Annotated in this window: 18 protein-coding genes; 9 read left to right on the top strand and 9 right to left on the bottom strand. The window is 69.0% G+C overall.

The genetic code is table 11. The annotated features are described in order from the left end of the window. Positions 1-105 precede the first annotated feature (105 nt). Together F3087_RS24115 and F3087_RS24110 are read right to left on the bottom strand one after the other, a co-directional pair. Positions 106-1023, bottom strand: a complete 918-nt coding sequence (locus F3087_RS24115; protein ID WP_223885299.1) for a hypothetical protein — start codon at positions 1021-1023, stop codon at positions 106-108. Positions 1024-1523: 500 nt separating this feature from the next. Next, positions 1524-2927: an NAD(P)H-quinone dehydrogenase gene (locus tag F3087_RS24110; RefSeq protein ID WP_150404310.1), complete on the bottom strand. Its 1404-nt coding sequence runs from the start codon at positions 2925-2927 to the stop codon at positions 1524-1526. A gap of 213 nt (positions 2928-3140) precedes the next feature. Between F3087_RS24110 and F3087_RS24105 the strand changes: the two genes are divergently transcribed. Then, on the top strand, positions 3141-3614 hold the full coding sequence (locus F3087_RS24105; RefSeq protein WP_150404309.1) for a gamma-glutamylcyclotransferase: 474 nt from the start codon (positions 3141-3143) through the stop codon (positions 3612-3614). 55 nt (positions 3615-3669) lie between these two features. Here F3087_RS24105 and F3087_RS24100 read toward each other — a convergent pair whose 3' ends face one another. The 3 genes from F3087_RS24100 to F3087_RS24090 form a co-directional block, all read right to left on the bottom strand. Beyond that, positions 3670-4821 (bottom strand): M20 family metallopeptidase, encoded by a 1152-nt coding sequence (locus F3087_RS24100; protein WP_150404364.1) that lies wholly within the window; start codon positions 4819-4821, stop codon positions 3670-3672. A gap of 107 nt (positions 4822-4928) precedes the next feature. After that, positions 4929-6101, bottom strand: coding sequence for a M20 family metallopeptidase (locus F3087_RS24095; RefSeq protein ID WP_150404363.1), 1173 nt, complete (start codon positions 6099-6101; stop codon positions 4929-4931). Between the two features lie 173 nt (positions 6102-6274). After that, on the bottom strand, positions 6275-6979 hold the full coding sequence (locus F3087_RS24090) for an enoyl-CoA hydratase-related protein (protein ID WP_150404308.1): 705 nt from the start codon (positions 6977-6979) through the stop codon (positions 6275-6277). 231 nt (positions 6980-7210) lie between these two features. Between F3087_RS24090 and F3087_RS24085 the strand changes: the two genes are divergently transcribed. From F3087_RS24085 to F3087_RS24075, 3 genes are read left to right on the top strand one after another with little or no spacing between them, the layout of a single operon-like run. Further along, a complete protein-coding gene (locus F3087_RS24085; protein WP_150404307.1) occupies positions 7211-7990 on the top strand; it encodes a purine-nucleoside phosphorylase in 780 nt (259 codons plus the stop codon). Continuing rightward, the gene (locus F3087_RS24080; RefSeq protein WP_150404306.1) at positions 7991-9487 is read left to right on the top strand and encodes a phospho-sugar mutase; all 1497 of its coding nucleotides are present in this window, start codon (positions 7991-7993) and stop codon (positions 9485-9487) included. It abuts the gene before it with no gap. A gap of 21 nt (positions 9488-9508) precedes the next feature. Next, positions 9509-9733, top strand: a complete 225-nt coding sequence (locus F3087_RS24075) for a hypothetical protein (protein WP_150404305.1) — start codon at positions 9509-9511, stop codon at positions 9731-9733. Positions 9734-9764: 31 nt separating this feature from the next. On the opposite strand, the gene upp is transcribed toward F3087_RS24075, so the two are convergent. After that, the gene (gene upp, locus F3087_RS24070) at positions 9765-10388 is read right to left on the bottom strand and encodes a uracil phosphoribosyltransferase (protein ID WP_150404304.1); all 624 of its coding nucleotides are present in this window, start codon (positions 10386-10388) and stop codon (positions 9765-9767) included. A gap of 148 nt (positions 10389-10536) precedes the next feature. On the opposite strand from upp, the gene F3087_RS24065 reads away from it, so the two are divergent. The 5 genes from F3087_RS24065 (at position 10537) to F3087_RS24045 (ending at position 14046) form a co-directional block, all read left to right on the top strand. Continuing rightward, positions 10537-10860 carry a type VII secretion target gene (locus F3087_RS24065; RefSeq protein ID WP_150404303.1) on the top strand — a complete coding sequence of 108 codons (324 nt, stop codon included), beginning with the start codon at positions 10537-10539 and terminating at the stop codon, positions 10858-10860. A gap of 4 nt (positions 10861-10864) precedes the next feature. After that, on the top strand, positions 10865-11998 hold the full coding sequence (locus tag F3087_RS24060) for a C40 family peptidase (RefSeq protein WP_150404302.1): 1134 nt from the start codon (positions 10865-10867) through the stop codon (positions 11996-11998). Then, on the top strand, positions 11995-12345 hold the full coding sequence (locus F3087_RS24055) for a hypothetical protein (protein ID WP_150404301.1): 351 nt from the start codon (positions 11995-11997) through the stop codon (positions 12343-12345). The genes F3087_RS24060 and F3087_RS24055 overlap by 4 nt, the downstream gene beginning before the upstream one ends. A gap of 76 nt (positions 12346-12421) precedes the next feature. Continuing rightward, a complete protein-coding gene (locus tag F3087_RS24050; protein ID WP_150404300.1) occupies positions 12422-12769 on the top strand; it encodes a YbaB/EbfC family nucleoid-associated protein in 348 nt (115 codons plus the stop codon). Positions 12770-12795: 26 nt separating this feature from the next. After that, positions 12796-14046 carry a primosomal protein gene (locus F3087_RS24045; protein WP_150404299.1) on the top strand — a complete coding sequence of 417 codons (1251 nt, stop codon included), beginning with the start codon at positions 12796-12798 and terminating at the stop codon, positions 14044-14046. A 4-nt stretch (positions 14047-14050) separates the two neighbouring features. Here the strand turns inward: F3087_RS24045 and F3087_RS24040 are convergent, their stop codons facing one another. The 3 genes from F3087_RS24040 to F3087_RS24030 all read right to left on the bottom strand — a co-directional run bounded on the left by F3087_RS24040 (position 14051) and on the right by F3087_RS24030 (position 17647). Then, positions 14051-14707 carry a hypothetical protein gene (locus F3087_RS24040; protein WP_150404298.1) on the bottom strand — a complete coding sequence of 219 codons (657 nt, stop codon included), beginning with the start codon at positions 14705-14707 and terminating at the stop codon, positions 14051-14053. A gap of 95 nt (positions 14708-14802) precedes the next feature. Further along, positions 14803-15900, bottom strand: a complete 1098-nt coding sequence (locus F3087_RS24035) for an adenosine deaminase (protein WP_150404297.1) — start codon at positions 15898-15900, stop codon at positions 14803-14805. A 457-nt stretch (positions 15901-16357) separates the two neighbouring features. Beyond that, positions 16358-17647, bottom strand: a complete 1290-nt coding sequence (locus F3087_RS24030) for a thymidine phosphorylase (RefSeq protein ID WP_150404296.1) — start codon at positions 17645-17647, stop codon at positions 16358-16360. Between the last annotated feature and the right edge of the window lie 99 nt (positions 17648-17746).

The following is a 17746-nucleotide window of genomic DNA, read 5'->3' as shown; positions in this document are numbered from 1 at the left end:
TCCCTCGGATCACCCTCGGAGGTCACACCCAATCCTTTCCCCAAGACACGCGTATGGGGCGGTCGTGAACGACCGCCCCACCCGTCGAATCAGCCCCAGTCAGTCTCAGTACTGGAGTGAACCACCCCACTGGGTGGTGACACCACCCACGTCGACCGTTTGCGGAGCGAGATCGCCCGGCTGCAGCGGAAGTTTAACCTGCGCGGCCGCTTCGAGCGCTGCGGCACCGCCCGGCTGTTCCTTGATCCAGTCCTCGACCGCCGCCTTGGCCAGGTTGGCCTGGGTGGTGTCGAAAACGGAGATCGTCTTGTTGTCGGCCAGGCCGACGCCGCCGGTGTAGGTGGTCACCTTGACCGTGTTGGCGTCGACGTATTCGACCGACACGCCGGCCTCACCGGCACCGGCCGGGGTGCTGTATCCGATGGTGCCGACGTAGCCGTGTTCGTTGTTGAAGTGATGCGTGTTGGCCACGTAGCCCGGCAGCACCGCGCCGCCGTCGATGTTCGCACCGATCTCCTGGTGCGGACCGGTCATCTCGACGACCGGCGCCGGCGGGGCCGCCTGCAACTGCGGGGACTGCCAGCGCGGCTGCTGCTGCGGCTGGACCAGCGTCTCCGGCTGCTGGGCCTGATTGTTCTGATCGCCCGGGGTGGTCTGGGTACCCGGGGTGCTCGGCGTGGTCTGGGTGCCAGGGGTGCCCGGTGTGGTCTGGGTGCCCGGCTGCGCCGGCGTGGCCGCGCCCGGCTGACCCGGCTTCTGGTCACCCGGCTGATCCGGCACGATCGCCGGCTGCGGCTGGTTCGACTGACCCGGCACCGGCAGCGGCGCGACGCGCGGGGTGGTGACACCCGGCTGGGTCGGCTGGGCCAGCTTCGGATCCTTGTTCGGATTCGGCATGACCGGATCCGGCGTATTCACACCCGGCTGACCGGGCGTCGTGACGCCGGGCTGGCTCGGCGGCTGCTGCGGATTGGTCGGACCCGGCGTCGCGGTGCCCGGACTCGGTGGCGTCTCCGGGGTCACTACTCCCGGCTGGGCCGGCGAAGGACTCGGCGGCGCGGTGGTGGGTGGAATGCTCGGATCACCAGGAGCGGCCCCCGCCGGCGCTGCCAAGAGAGAGGCCACAGCGGCCGCGGCGGCCAGTGGCAACGAGGTGCTCGCCATCGCTCGCTGCGCCCGACTCGGCTTACGATGTTTCACTTTTCGTATTCCCTTTCCCGGGTGTGACCTGGAGTTCAGTCACACTCAGTTGTCTCTGACGAGACGCCCGGTCGTCGAACGACGCGAAGGTCGTTCGACGTGTCGACTGGGAAAAAGATCCATCCCCCCGAACACCGAACCACGCGACCGCCCGCCGATCGCATCTCTGCGGGAAGTGAACCATATGTAGGCCTGATGAGCAATGTGAATGAAAACTTCAGACTGCACGAACCGCGCTGAACCGCAAGACCATTCAACCCAGGTCGACGCGGCGAATCCGGTGAGGCGTCGATCTTGATCCCCAGATCACCTCCGCCGCGGCATCAATCCAGGTCGTCGTGCCGCATCAGCTGCCGGGCCGCCTCGGTCACCGAGCCGGTCAGCGACGGATACACCGAGAAGGTCTGCGCCAGATCGTTGACGGTCAGATTGTTCTGCACCGCAAGCGCGATCGGCAAGATCAGCTCGGACGCGATCGGAGCCACCACCACGCCGCCGATGACCACGCCGGTGGCCGGGCGGCAGAAGATCTTCACGAAACCCCGGCGCAGGCCCGACATCTTGGCCCGCGGGTTGGTGTTCAGCGGCAGCATCACCGTGCGGGCCGGCGTCTCGCCGTTATCGATCGCGGTCTGGCTGACGCCGACCGTGGCGATCTCCGGGCGGGTGAACACCGCGGACGCCACCGTCTTCAGCCGGATCGGGCTGACGCCCTCGCCGAGCGCGTGGTACATCGCGATCCGGCCCTGCATCGCGGCCACCGAGGCCAGCGGCAGCAGGCCGGTGCAGTCGCCGGCCGCGTAGATGCCGGGCACCGAGGTGCGCGAGACCCGGTCGACCCGCAGGTAACCGCCGCGGTCGAGTTCGATGCCGACCCGATCCAGGCCGAGGCCATCGGTATTGGGGGTCGAGCCGACGGTCATCAGCGCGTGCGACCCGGCGACGGTCCGGCCGTCGGACAGCTTGACCACCACGCCCTCGGCGGTGCGCTCCACCGCGTCGGCGCGCGCGTGCTTCACCAGCTCGACGCCGCGTTCGGCGAGCGCGTCCTCCAGCACGAGGGCCGCGTCGGCGTCCTCGCCGGGCAGCACCCGGTCGCGACTGGAGACCAGCCGCACCCGCACACCCATTTCGGTGTACGCGGAGACGAACTCGGCGCCGGTGACGCCGGAACCGACGACCACCAGGGTCTCCGGGAGTTCTTCCAAGTCGTAGAGCTGACGCCAGTTGAGGATCCGCTCACCGTCGGGCTCGGCGCCCGGCAACACGCGCGGGCTCGCCCCAGTGGCGATCAACACAACCTCGGCCTCGATGGTGGTCTCGGTGCCGTCGGCCAGCTTGGCCAGGATCTGATGCGCGGCCAGTCCGGTGGACGCGTCGGTCAGCTCCGCGCGACCGGCCAGCACGGTGACGCCGACGGTCTGCAACTTGGACCGGATGTCGGAGGACTGGGCCAGCGCCAGCGCCTTGACGCGGCCGTTCACCTCGGCCAGCTGCACGGTCGCCTGGTTCGGGTCGAGGGTGATGCCGAGATCGCGGGCGCGGCGCAGGTCGGTGCGCACGCCGGTAGACGCGATGAAGGTCTTCGAAGGGACGCAGTCCCAGAGCACACAAGCCCCGCCGATGCCGTCGCTATCGATCAGCGTCACCGACGCACCGTGCTGGGCCGCCACCAGCGCCGCCTCGTAACCGGCCGGTCCGCCACCGATGATCGCTATGCGGGTCATTGATACCTCCGCTTCTGGTTGCGCACCGGGATCTCCGGTACCTGTCAACGTTATCGGGCGAGGCTGGCCCACCCGCCGCCCGGCCACCTCCCCCCACGGAATCGCTACGCGATGCCGGTTCTACCCGGTCGCCGCGCCCGGAACGCGCCACAGGAATACCGCATCTGGCCGGGATAGAGTCGATCCCTCGATGTTATTGGCTACCCTTCTCTGGTGCCGATCTACGCCGCCTATGGGTCCAACATGGACTCAACCCAGATGCTCGAGCGCTGTCCGCACTCGCCCATGTCCGGAACGGGCTGGTTGGAGGGCTGGCGGCTCACCTTCGCTGGTGACGACATCGGCTGGGAAGGGCCGCTGGCGACCGTGGTCGAGGAGCCCGGCTCCCGGGTTTTCGTCGTCCTCTACGACGTGTCGCCGGAAGACGAACAGCGACTGGATCGCTGGGAGGGTTCGGACTTCGGGATCCACAAGAAGATCCGGCTGCGCGTCACCCGCAGCGAGAGCGGCGCCGATCCCACGCTGTCCTGGCTGTACGTGCTGGACGCGTACGAGGGCGGCCTGCCCTCTGCCCGCTACATCGGGGTCATCGCGGACGCGGCCGAAAAGGCCGGTGCGCCCGAGGATTACGTGCATTCCCTGCGCACGCGCAACAGCCGCAACGTAGGCCCCGGCAACTTCGGCTGACAAACGAAACGACGTGGCCGACCCGAAAGGGCCGACCACGTCGCAGGTTTCGAAATCAGCGCGCGTTGAGCACGATATTCGTCAGCACCCGCACACCCACCGCGAGCGCCCGCTCGTCGAGGTCGAAGGTCGGCTGGTGCAGATCGAGCTGCTCGCCGTGCCCGGACCAGACGCCCAGGCGCGCCATCGCGCCGGGCACCTCCTCCAGGTACCACGAGAAGTCTTCGCCGCCACCGGATTGCATGGTGTCGGCCAGCGCGTCCGGACCGACCTTGCGGATCGCGTCCTCGAACATCCGGGTGGACTGTTCGTCGTTGACCACCGGCGGCACGCCGCGCCGGTAGTTCAGCTGGTACCGCACGCCGGTCGGGGCGAGCAGGCCGTCGACGATCTCGCGGACCATCGGCTCGAGCAGCGACCAGGTCGCGTGATCGCCGGTGCGGACGGTGCCGGTGAGCATGCCGGTCTGCGGAATCGCGTTGGGCGCCTTGCCCGCACTGACCGCGCCCCACACCATGACCGTGCTGGTGCGCGGATCGATGCGGCGGCTGAGCAGACCGGGCAGGCCGGTGATCACGGTGCCGATGGCGTAGACCAGATCGCTGGTCAGATGCGGGCGCGAGGTGTGCCCGCCCGGCGAGTCCAGCACCAGCTCGATCGTGTCGGCGGCCGAGGTGATCGCGCCGACCCGGATGCCGACCCGGCCCACCTCCAGGCGCGGATCGCAGTGCAGCGCGAAGATCCGCTCCACACCCTCCATCGCACCGGTGGCGACCACGTCGATCGCGCCGCCCGGCATGACCTCCTCGGCGGGCTGGAACACCAGCCGCACACCGACCGGCAGTTCCGGCACCTCGGCCAGCGCGAGCGCGGTGCCGAGCAGGATCGTGGTGTGCGCGTCGTGGCCGCAGGCGTGCGAGACGCCGGGCACGGTGGAGGCGAAGCTCAGGCCGGTGAACTCCTGCAGCGGGAGCGCGTCCATGTCGGCGCGCAGGCCGATCCGCGGGCCCTCCGGCCCGATGTCGCAGATCAGGCCGGTGCCGCCGGGCAGCGGCTGCGGCGTGAGACCTGCCTTGATCAGCCAGGACGAGACGAATTCGGTGGTGGCGAACTCGGTGCGGGACAGTTCCGGGTTGGCGTGGATGTGCCGGCGAAACTGCACGAGGTCTAACGCGTGCTCGGCCAGCCAGCCCTCTACTGATCCCAAACCTGTTCCTACGGTGTTCGGCAATACGATGTCCGCCGGGTCTTCGGCCAGGGCGCATGCCCCGGCGTCGATTCCCGTCGCCCGCTCCGCCGAACGGCCGGTAGTGCTCACCGAATGTCCTCCTGTCGTTGAACGAGCCGTTGCAACAACCTGTCCCTGTGTTCTTCATCGCCGGCAGCGGTGATCGCGGTACGCGCGAGTGCGAGCGCACCATCGACAACCGCACGATCCGCCGAAGCGTTGACGCTCGCCGCGGCGAAGCCGGGCTGGTGCGTCACCGCGCCACCGGCATCAATGCCGATGACCGGGTGGATGCCCGGAATGACGTTGGTGACGTTGCCCATGTCCGTGCTTCCGAGCGGCCGCTGTGCCTCGAGCTCGGGTGCGATCGGCACTCGTCCCAGACCGGTTATCTGCTCGCGGTAGGCAAACAGTAACGCCGGATCGGGTGTCAGCTCGGTATATGTCGGCGCGACAGTCCGGATTTCCTGGGTGCAGCCGGTCGCAAGGGCACCGGCCTCGAAACACGCCGACGCTCGTCGCATCAGGTTGTCGAGAGATGCGGAGTCGACTGCGCGTAGGTAATACAGCAGTTCCGCACGTCCGGGCACGATGTTGGGGGCCACGCCACCATCGCCGACTATACCGTGAAGTTGCTGGCCAGGCTGGAGATGTTGTCTCAGCAATCCGAGAGCTACCTGGGTGACGGTGACCGCGTCACCCGCGTTCAGGCCCAGTTCCGGCGCGGCGCTGGCATGCGCCTCGCGGCCGTGGAACACGATGGACAGGTCGGCCATCGCCAGCGAGCGCGCGCCCGCGATGTCGAACGGCCCGGGGTGCACCATCATCGCCATCGCCACGTCGTCGAATACGCCGCGTTCGAGCATCAGCACCTTGCCGCCGCCGCTCTCCTCGGCCGGCGTGCCGAGCACCAGCACGGTGAGCCCGAGCGCGTCGGCGACCTCGGCCAGGCCGAGCGCGGCGCCGACCGCCGAGGCGGCAATGATGTTGTGTCCGCAGGCATGTCCCATGCCGGGCAGCGCGTCGTACTCCGCGCAGATGCCGACCGTGAGCGGGCCGCTGCCGAAGCTCGCGCGGAACGCGGTCGGTAACTCGGCCACGCCGGTGGCGACCTCGAAGCCGCGTTCGGCGAGCGGCGCGATGATCTTCGCGACGCTTCTGGTCTCCTCGAACGCGAGCTCCGGTTCGGCGTGAATCGAGTGCGAAAGATCGATCAGCTGGTCGAGCGCGGCCTTGATCGCCGCGTCCGACTGCTGCATGGCATCGGCGCGCGCGACGTCATCGTCGATGCGCGATTCCTGGTGCCCGCTGCGCGGTGGTGGCATGGAACACAGTGTTGCACTCGGCCGCAAACCGGGCGCAGCGCATATCCGTCCAGCGGACCACACGGCGTCGTCGTCCGGAGTGGCGAACCGACCGAACGGCCGTCCGGCTAGCTCGTGGCGAAGGCGAGGTTTTCCGGGGTGGTCTGCACCGCGAGACCGGCCAGCGCCTTGGCGTGCAGGGCGCGCTTGATCACGGGCAGGTTCGGCTTGCGGTTGCTCGCCAATGCCGCGGCCTTGGCCACCGCGGTCGCCAGCAACGACTCCGCGTCGGCCTTGCCGTCGACGATGCCCGCGGCGATCGCCTCGTCGGCCGGGTAGCGGTGGCCGGTGGTCATCGCCTGCACGCAGACCTGGTTGCTCAGCCGCTCGGTGAGCAGGGCGTTCATCCCGACGGTGAACGGCATGCCCAGGTGCACCTCGGGCAGGCAGTAGAAGCCGCGGTCGGCGCGCATCACCCGGAAGTCGTGCGCGGTGGCCAGCATCGCGCCCGCGCCGAAGGCGTGGCCGTTCATCGCGGCGACGGTCGGCATCGGGAACTGCAGCAACCGGGTGTAGAGCGAGTGCACGCGGTCGAGGTAGCCGTGCGACTTGTCCAGGTTGCCGAACAGCCAGTCGGTGTCGAGGCCGTTGCTGTAGAACTTGCCGGTCGCCACGGTGACCAGCGCGGCCGGGCCGTCGGAGTCCTCGACCTTGTCCAGCAGGCCGTGGAATTCGTCGATCCAGTCCGGGTGGAAGCGGTTCTCGCTGTCCGTCTGTCCCTCGCTTCCGAGGTAGACGACGAACACATCCCCATCACGTTCCAGATACGGCATGCGTGCAGAATATCCGGCCCGCGGCAGCACTCCTACTCGCGGGTAGCAATCTTGTGCCGGGGGTGCCTACCTCAGGTTCGACCGCTGCGCGCGCGGACCGCTACCAACGCGCACGACGCCTTCGAGAGCTGCTCGCGGCCCAGCTACCAGCCGGACCGACCTGAGCACGGGCAGCAACGAAAGGTCGCGGACAGCGGAGCCCCGGCGGCGCAATCCAATACAGTGATCTACATGCTTGCCGAACAGGCCGCCGAGGCGATCGCCGAACGTACTGGAGTGCCGCGTCACCGGGTTGCGGTGGTGCTCGGCTCGGGCTGGCAGGAGGCGGCCGCGGAGATCGGCACGCCGGTCGCGTCGGTGCCGATGCCGGAGCTGCCCGGGTTCGGCACGCCGAGCGCGCAGGGCCACGGCGGCATGGTGCACTCGGTCACCGTCGGCGATACACCCGCGCTGCTGCTCATGGGCCGCCAGCATCTGTACGAGGGCTACCAGCCCGCCGATGTGGTGCACCCGGTCGCCGCGGCCATCGCGGCGGGCGCCGAGATCGTGCTGCTCACCAATGCCGCCGGCGGCATCCGCGAGGGATTGCGGGTCGGCGAGCCGGTGCTGATCAACGATCACCTGAACCTCACCGGACGCACCCCGCTCACCGGCGCCACCTTCGTCGACCTCGTCGACGCCTGGGATCCCGAATTGCGTTCCCTGGCAAAGGAAATCGACCCCAGCCTGACCGAAGGCGTGTACGCGGGCCTGACCGGCCCGCAGTACGAGACCCCGGCCGAGATCCGGATGCTGCGCACCATGGGCGCCGACCTGGTCGGCATGTCCACGGTGCTGGAGGCCATCGCCTGTCGCGCGCTCGGCGCCCGGGTGCTCGGTATCTCGCTGGTCACCAACCTGGCCGCGGGCGTCACCGGCGGGCATCTCTCGCACGCCGAGGTGCTCGCCGAAGGCCACGCCGCCGCACCGCGATTGGGCAAGCTGCTGCGCGGCGTGCTGGAACGGGTGTAGATGCTGCGCTTCGGCACCGCCGGTCTGCGAGGACCGCTCCAGGACGGTCCGGACGGCATGAACGTGACGACGGTGACCAGGGCCACCGCCGGGATCGTGGAGTGGCTGCGCGGGCGGTGCCTCGGTGGCGGGGCGGTGATCGTCGGCCGGGACGCGCGGCACGGGTCCGCCGAATTCGCCACCGCGACGGCGGAAATCTTTGCCGCGGCGGGCTTTCCGGTGACGTTGCTGCCGCGTCCGCTGCCCACGCCGGTGGTCGCGTACGCGGTGCGCGAGCTCGGCGCGGTCGCGGGCGTGCAGATCACGGCGTCGCACAATCCGGCGACCGACAACGGCTACAAGGTCTATCTCGACGGCGGCTCCCAGCTGCTGGCGCCGGCCGACACCGAGATCGAACGATGCATCGACGCGGTCACCGAACCGGTCGCGCGCACTCCGGTCGCCCCGGCCGGCGACGACGTGGTGCAGCGCTATCTGAATCGGGTGTCGTCGCTGCCGTCGGTGATCGGCGGCGAGGGTGCGCGGTCCGCGATCCGGATCGCCCTGACACCGTTGCACGGCGTCGGCGGCGACCTGGTGGTGAAGGCGCTCGCCGCGGCCGGATTCACCGACGTGCACGTGGTCGAGGAGCAGTTCGAGCCCGACCCCGACTTTCCCACCGTCGCGTTCCCGAACCCGGAGGAGCCCGGCGCGACCGATCTGCTGCTGGCCCTCGCCACTCGAATCGGTGCGGACGTGGCCATCGCCGTCGACCCGGACGCCGACCGCTGCGCCGTCGGAATTCCGTTGCCGGACAACACCTGGCGAATGCTGCGCGGCGACGAGACCGGCGTGCTGCTCGGCGACTGCGTGCTGCGCACCGCGCCGCCGGACGCGCTGGTGGCCACCACGATCGTGTCCTCGCGACTGCTGTCCAAACTCGCCCCTGCCCGCGGCGCCCGGTACGCGGAAACGCTCACCGGCTTCAAATGGCTGGCCCGCGCGGGTGACGGCCTGGTCTATGCCTACGAAGAGGCGATCGGGCACTGCGTCGACCCGGCCACCGTCCGGGACAAGGACGGCATCTCGGCCACCGTGCTGACCGCCGACCTGGTCGCCCGGCTGAAGTCGGCGGGGCGCACGCTGGCCGACCGACTCGACGACTACGCGGTCGAGTTCGGCCTGCACAGCACCGATCAGGTGTCGCTGCGGCTGGATTCGGCGGCGGCCGCCGCGGACGTGGTAGCCCGGCTGCGCGCGAACCCGCCGGACGCGATCGCCGGCGAGGCGGTCAAGTACAGCGACCTGCTCCAGGTGCGCAGCCGCATGCGCACCGACGCACTGATTTTCGAGGGCGCCACCTCGCGCATCGTGGTCCGCCCGTCCGGCACCGAGCCCAAACTCAAGTGCTATCTCGAGGTGCTCACCCCCGTCGAGTCGGCGGCCGGACTACCCGCCGCCAGGACAACTGCGGGACAACACCTTTCCGCATTACGCGAATACTGCCAGGGGCTCTGAACAGCCAGGCATCATCAGATGATGACGGCGATGCACTGTACCCACTGCGGCAGCGAGGGCCTGTTGCCCGGCTATATCGAGGACTCCGGCGACAGTTCCCGCGGCCATGCCCGCTGGGTCGAGGGGCCGCTGGAAATCGGCTTCTGGGGCGCCAAACGAACCGGCCGCACCCACTGGCTGGTCGACGCCTACCGCTGCGAGGAGTGCTCCCACCTGGAGCTGTTCACCCGCACGAAGGACGGGTGACAGCGCCGGCGGGAGCCGGTCCCATCGCAGGCTAGCGCGGGCCGAACTGGCGGTCGCCCGCGTCGCCGAGGCCGGGGACGATGTAGGCGTTCTCGTTCAGGCCGGTGTCGACGGCGGCGGTGACGAGGTTTACCGGATGCCCTGAATCAGTCAGTGCGGCAACGCCTTCCGGAGCCGCGACGACGCAGACCGCAGTGATGTCGGTGGCACCGCGGGCGATCAGGAGTTCGAGGGTGTGCAGCATCGAGCCGCCGGTGGCCAGCATCGGGTCGAGCACGTAGACGGGCAGCCCGGCCAGGTCGGCGGGCAGCGATTCCATGTACGGGACCGGCTGGTGGGATTCCTCGTCGCGGGCGATGCCGACGAAGCCGATCCGGGCGTCGGGGATCAGCTCGGCGGCCACGTCGAGCATGCCGAGGCCGGCCCGCAGCACCGGCACCAGCAGCGGCGGCTGCGCCAGCCGGATGCCCTGGGTCGCCTGCACCGGGGTGGTGATCTCGAAGTGCTCGACCGGCGCCGCGCGCAACGCTTCGTAGATGAGGATCCGGGTGAGGTCGCGCAGTGCCGAGCGGAAGGCGGAATTGTCGGTCCGCTCGTCTCGCATCGTGGTCAACAGGGCGGCGGCGAGCGGATGGTCCACGGTGTGAGTACGCATAAAGGGAACGATAAAGTGACCAGCGGACCCACCGCCCAGGCTCCACCCGAAAGTTTTTTCGCATCGGTGGGAACCGAACGGGAAGAGGGCGCGTCGAACCAAGTGAATGACGTACTCTGCCTGGGAACAACAGATGGGGGAAGCTCTGATGCGGAAGATGTCGGCGGACACCGAGGGCATCGCAGCCTATGGCGCGACCGCCCATGTGATGGCCGGGGAAATGGCTACGGCCGGGGCCAGCGCGGTCGCGGCGGAACCGGCGCTGCTCGGCCCGATCATGGGGTTGATCGGCGGCGATTTCATGGCCGCCTACGCCGCCGCGCACGCGGGGCACGTCGCCTCGATCGGTCAGCTGTCGGCGGTGCTCACCAGCATGGGAGTCGCCACCACCGGCGCGGCCACGGTGCTCACCGAGACCGACCTGAACCATGCCGGATCGCTGCAGAGCGTGGCCACCGAATTGAACGGGTGAGCCGGTGATCGATCTGAACGCGCTGGCCCAGCCGATCTTCGACCTGCTCGAGAGCTTCGGCTCCGGCGTGCTGCCGACCGGCGGCCCGTCCGACGCGCTGCGCAGCACGTCGACCGCCGTCGACCAGATCCACCAGCTGGGTCGCGACGGCATCAACAGCATGAACACCGCGTGGGACGGCCAGGCCGCCGACGCGGCGACCGCGAAGGCGCTGCGGGTGCAGACCTCCGCGGCCACCATCTCCGACCGTGGCAACGACATGGCTACCGTGGTGAACCAGGCCGCGGCCGAGGTCGAATCGGGCCAGAAGGATCTGGCCGGCATCGCCCAGTCGTTCGTGAACACCGCGGCGAGCGCGGGCCCCGCGCTGGCCACCCCGGCCGGGCTGACGATGATCGTCGGTTCCGCGATCGACCACCTCGGCCAGGCGCTCAACGTGGTCGGCCGGGTGCAGAACGAACTCGGCACGCACACCGCCTCCATGACCGATCTCACCCCGGCGCCGCCCACCACCTCGCTGGCCGGCACCCCCGCCACCACCACGGCCGGTGTCCAGCAGCTCGCCTCGACCGCGACCAGCGCGCTCAGCGGCGCCGGTTCGATGGCCAGCAGCCTGATGAGCACCGCGATGTCGGCGATCCCGTCCTCGACGACCACCTCGTCGAAAACCACCTCCGGCACCCCGAGTTCGCCGAGCAGCCCCAAGATCGACACCGGTTCGTCCGGCATGCCGAGCGACGGCAAGGGCGTGAAGATCACCCTGCCCGACGGCAGCACGGTGGAGGCGCCGAACGAGAAGGCGGCCACCGCGGTCCGCTCGGCGATCAGCGCGGTCGGCACCCCGTACGTGTGGGGCGGCAACACCCCCGGCGCCGGCCTGGATTGCAGCGGCCTGACCAAATACGCCTACGGCGAGGCGGGCGTCGACCTGCCCCGCCTGGCCGCCGATCAGGCCACCGGCACCTCGGTCTCCCCCGGCGACCTCATGCCCGGCGATCTGGCCATCTGGGACGGCCATGTCGCCATGGTGATCGGCAACGGACAATTCGTCGAGGCCGGCGACCCGGTCCAGATCAGCTCGATTCGAACGGAGAACTCAGGGATGGGCTTCCACGGCTTTTATAGGCCGACGTCATGACGAACCCGCAGCAACCGACGGTTCCCAACGTCACGGTCGCGGGCAGCACGAACCGGTCGGGCACCATCTCGGTGCGCGCCACGGATCAGGGCATGCCGGTAGAAATCAAGTTCGAGCGCAGCGAATACCGTTACGGCGCACAGAGTCTCGCCAACGAGATCCTGCGCCTGACCAAGCGCTCCACCGTCGCCGCCAAGGCGCGCCGGCGCGAGCTGCTGGCCGAGGCGGGCATGCCCGCCGACATCCTGGACCGGCTCGGCCTGCCCACCCGCCAGGCCGCGGTGGACGAGCTGGACCGCATCGACGACGCGGACACCGGACCTACGACCTGGATGAGGCCAGTATGAGCGAGCGGAGCGAGCGAACAATGAGCACAGCTGCCCCCGCACTCATGCCGGAGCCGAGCGTCAGCGAGGCGCAGGCATGAGTGCGGAGATGGATGCTCTCGTCGCCAATGCGACGCAGAAGCTGGAGGCGCTCGAGGCCGCGCTGTACGGCCTCAAGCAGGTGCGCGGACGCCACACCACCGAGGACGGCTCGGTCACCGTCGAGGTGGACAGCGACGGCGCACTGGTCGCGCTGAGCCTCGCGGAGACCGTCACCTCGCTGGCACCGGCCGAGGTCGGACAGCTGATCGTCTGGGCGTGCAGGCAGGCCGCGGAGGACGCGGGCAACCAGCGCTCGAAGGTCGTTGCGACACTGAACGAGTCATTCGTTCCCGGGGCGGACGACGCCAAAGGAACGATTGGGGGCGGGCCGGATAGTGCCTGACGCGGAAGGTCGATAGGCTTCCGCTCATGGCTTCTGGAGACATCGTCCCGATCGAGCTCGGCCTGACCGACGGCGATCTCGTCACCCTGTGGGCACCGCGCTGGCGAGACGGTGACGACGAGTGGGAGGCGTTCCTCGGACACGAGGACTCCCTCTACGGTTTCGAGACCGTTGCTGAGCTGGCCGCGTTCATCCGGACCAATTCCGACAACGACCTCGTCGAGCATCCGGCATGGAAGGTCGTCGCCGGGCTGTCGGCGGTCGAACTGGAGCCGGAGGAGAACTTCTCCTTCGATCTGGTCGCGGTGCCGGAGCTGGCCGCGGGCGAGCCCGATGTGGACGCCATCGCCGAGCTGGAAGACACCCTCGGCATGGTGCGCAACATCGGCGAGGTGTGCGAGCTGGAGACGGTGACCAAGTTCTTCGGGTCGCATCCGGTGCTCGGCGCGCTGCCCGGCGGGATCAACGCGTTCATCGGCCGCGACGGCGAGGAACTCTGGGACCAGATCGGCGCCGCCATCGCCAAGGGCTGGGACGACGTCCTGGACGCCATCGACTCCGTCGTGCACACCCCCGAGGTCGACGCGGAAGCCGTCGCCGTCGCCGAGGCGGAGCTGCTGGCCGCCGAGGAGAACGTGGTCGACGCCGACGACGCCGCGGACAACGAGGAGGACGAGTTCGAGCCCGTCGACCTCGACGCGGACGACGAGGACGAAGACGAAGAGGACGAGTCGTTCTGGCACGAGGTCGGCATCGACCCGGTCAAGATCATCGCCTCGGACGGCACCTACTTCACCCTGCGCTGCTACCTCGACGACGAGCCGATCTTCCTCGGCACGGACAACACCATCACGGTGTTCACCTCGGAGCGCGCCCTGGCCAGGTACCTGGCCGACGACCACGAACACGACCTGTCCCGGGTGAGCACCTTCGCCGACGTGCAGACCGCCGCGGTGGACGGTTCGCTCGAGGTCGAGGTCACCGACGAGAACGTCTACGTGCTGCCGGGTCTCGCCGACGACCTGTCCGAAGGCCCGGAGGCGGTCGACATCGAACAGCTCGATCTGGCGGTCGAACTGTTCACCGACGCGTCCGACTACGCCGGCGACGACACCGTGGAACAGGCCCTGGCCCAATCGAATCCGCTCGGCTGGTACGTCTCGTACCTGCTCAACCCGGACCCGAGCCGGATGGCCCCGAACCCGCCGTTCACCGCGGAGGCCCAGTCCTGGCGGGACCTCGAGCGCAACTTCGAGGCCCGGCTCAACCAGCAGTAAGCGGTTATTTCAGCCGAATCCAGATCTGCTCGGCTCGCCCGAGCAGACGGTCGTCGGCACCGTAGACGGCGGTGGACGAGAACGACTTGCGGCCTTGCTCGCCGTGGTTCTCGCCGATGACCACGCACGGTTCGCCGACCTCGGGGAGGTCGTGCACGGCGGCGGTCATCGAGCCGAGCAGGGCGGGCCGGTCGAACATGTCGGGCAGCGACCAGCCGCCGGGGCAGTCCATCGCGGCCCACAGCACGGCCGGACCGAGCGAGAGCGAATCGTCGGGGATCCACGGTGCGGCCACCCGGCCGTCGCCAACCGCGCCCGCCTCGATGCGCAGCCCGTCGGCGCGGCCGGTGCCGCAGACGAAACAGGACGCGAACATCTCGTTGCTCTGGTAGGAACTCGCCGCGGCCGACGCGGTCGCGAACGGCACGGATTGCGGTGTGTCCCGGTCGAATTCGCCGCTCCGGGATTCCGCGACCAAGGTGTCGCCGTCGTAGAGGCTACCTTCCCGAACCTCCAGCGGAGTGTCCAGCGGCGGCGGGCTGCGCAGGATCACCGTCACGGCGGCGTCCCCGTGCCGCTCGGCGAGCAGTCCGCCGACGTAGCCGCCGTTACCCGAATTGGGCGGGCCGTTGAACCGACTGGGGATCTGCAATGTCGCCATGCTCAGCCACGCTAGCGAACCGGCGCCCCGGGACTTCCGCCCCGTCCGGCGGACGAGACATGGCTCACGGGGAACCGGTCGCGCCGGCTCCTTCGTTATCCGAGCAGTACCGCGTACCCGGGCTTGATGATGTTGTCGATGATGCGCAGCCGCTCCGGGAACGGGATGAACGCCGACTTCATCGCGTTGATGGTGAAGCGCTCCAGATCGCTCCAGCCGTAGCCGAACGTATCGACCAGCTTGAGCATTTCCTGGCTCATGCTGGTGTCGCTCATCAGCCGGTTGTCGGTGTTCACCGTGACCCGGAAGCGCAGCCGGGCCAGCAGGTCGAACGGGTGCTTGTCCAGCGAGGGCACCGCGCCGGTCTGCACATTCGACGACGGACACAGCTCCAGCGGAATTCGCATGTCCCGCACATAGTTCGCGACCAGCCCGAGGCGCGCGTCCTCGATCGCGCCGGGCACGCTGATGTCGTCGGTGATCCGCACGCCGTGCCCGAGCCGGTCGCAGCCGCAGAAGGCCAGCGCCTCGTGGATCGACGGCAGGCCGAACGCCTCGCCCGCGTGAATGGTGAAGTGCGCGCTATTGGCTCGCATGTATTCGAACGCGTCCAGGTGCCGGCTGGGCGGGTACCCGGCCTCCGCGCCGGCGATGTCGAAGCCGCCGACGCCGCGATCGCGGAAACGCACGGTCAGCTCGGCGATCTCGCGCGAGCGGGCCGCGTGCCGCATGGCGGTAAGCAGGCAGGTGACCACGATCGGTCGGCCTGCCGCGGCGGCCGCGGCCTCGCCCTCCCGGAAACCTTCCAGGGTGTGCTCGACCACTTCGTCGAGGGTGAGTCCGCGTTCGAGATGCTGTTCAGGGGCGAAACGCACCTCGGCGTACACCACGCCGTCCAAGGACAGGTCTTCCGCGCATTCGCGGGCGACCCGGCGCAGGCCCTCCGGCGTCTGCATGACGGCCACGGTGTGCGCGAAGGTCTCCAGATACAGTTCCAGCGATCCACTGTCGGCCGCGTCCCGGAACCAGGCGGCCAGTGCCGCCTCGTCGTTGGCGGGTAGGTCCTCGTAACCGCACTCGGCGGCCAGCTCCAGCACCGTCGCGGGCCGTAGACCACCGTCGAGGTGGTCGTGCAGCAGCGCTTTTGGCGCCTGTCGGATCGAGGCAAGGGTCAATGCGGTCGGTCCAGTCATGTAACGACGGTAGCCGCACCGGGCTGGATCGGCACCCGAGTGCGGAAGTGGCAACCATCTCGTTGCCGAGTCACCCTGTGCCCGCCCACACCTGGACACCCGGGCACTGCGCTGACCGGCGCAAACGGCAGATCTGTGCGGCATCGCACAGTGCGAAATCGCCGTGCCGATCAGCACACAGTTCTGCATACGCCAGGTTTGTTCTGAGGCAACCGCAGGTGCACATCGATGGCCGAACGAGAGCTACGGCTCGTCGATTCCGCACGCACCATTGCCGATCGCGCACGACCGGTCGACGATCCTGTGCGCCCCAAACCAATTCGCGCGCGTCGCCTCGTTACCTCGACGGTTGCGGACCTAGGTGCTGGAGATGTGCTCAGCGTCGCCTATTCATAGCCGTCGCTGATCGCTACGCAGACGTTGTGCGGCAAGCTGATTCGACTTCCCAGCAGGTAGTTCAGGCTTCGATTCGGCCGAGTACCAATGGGGTGGAGGGCTTTTCGGTGAAGTCGCCGATGGTGAAAGCATCGGCCAATGCAGCCTGAGCGCCATCGAACGCGTCCGGGGTGTCAGTGTGCAAGGTGAGCAGTGGCTGGCCCGCGGTCACGGAATCACCTGGCTTAGCGTGCATTTCGATACCGGCACCGGCCTGGACCGGATCGCCTTGCCGGGCCCGGCCCGCGCCGAGGCGCCAGGCAGCAACGCCGACACTCATCGCATCGAGACGGGTCAGCACGCCATCGCGCTCGGCCCGCACGATCTCGGTGTGCTTCGCCGTCGGCAGCGGTGCGTCCGGGTCACCGCCTTGCGCGTGAATCATTGCGCGCCACTGGTCCATCGCCCGGCCGTCGGCGAGCGCGTCGGCGGGATCGATGTCGAGTCCAGCCAGGGCGACCATCTCACGCGCCAGCGTGATGGTGAGCTCCACGATGTCGGCGGGACCACCACCGGCCAGCACCTCGACCGACTCGGCGACCTCCAGGGCATTGCCCGCGGCGCGGCCGAGCGGGGTGTCCATCGCGGTCAGCAGCGCCACCGTGCGCACCCCAGCGTCGGTGCCCAATTCGACCATGGCCGTGGCCAATTCGCGGGCGCCGTCGAGGGTCTTCAGGAACGCGCCCGCGCCGACCTTCACATCGAGCAGCAGCGCCGCGGTGCCCTCGGCGATCTTCTTGCTCATGATCGAGCTGGCGATCAGCGGGATGGATTCGACCGTGCCGGTGACGTCGCGCAGCGCGTAGAGCCGCTTGTCGGCCGGCGCCAGATCGGCGCCCGCCGCGCACACCACCGCGCCGATCGCGGGGTCGGCGAGGATCTCGCGCATCCGCGGCACCGAAACATCCGCCTGCCACCCGGGAATGGCCTCGAGCTTGTCCAGCGTGCCGCCGGTGTGCCCGAGTCCGCGCCCGGACAGCTGCGGCACCGCGGCGCCGCAGGCGGCGACCAGCGGCGCCAACGGCAGCGTGATCTTGTCCCCCACCCCGCCGGTCGAATGCTTGTCCACGGTCGGTCGCGGCAGATCGGTGAAGTCCAGCCGGCTACCCGACGCGATCATCGCCCCCGTCCACCGCGCCGTCTCCCGCCGCGTCATCCCCCGCCACACGATCGCCATCGCCAGCGCCGACATCTGCTCGTCCGCCACCGCCCCGCGGGTGAATCCATCGACCACCCAGTCGATCTGCGCATCCGACAGCTCGCCGCCGTCCCGCTTGGTCGTGATGATCGAAACCGCGTCCAGTGCCGTCACATTCGCCAGTCTGGCACGAGATCGAATTGAAGGCTGGTTCTTGTCGGTGGCGTTCGATAGCCTCTCCGCATCAATCGTTCGAGGGGCTAGGGGGCAGCA

It is taken from the genome of Nocardia colli (assembly GCF_008704205.1).
Lineage (GTDB): Bacteria > Actinomycetota > Actinomycetes > Mycobacteriales > Mycobacteriaceae > Nocardia > Nocardia colli.
This window is presented reverse-complemented; position numbering and strand designations above follow the sequence as displayed.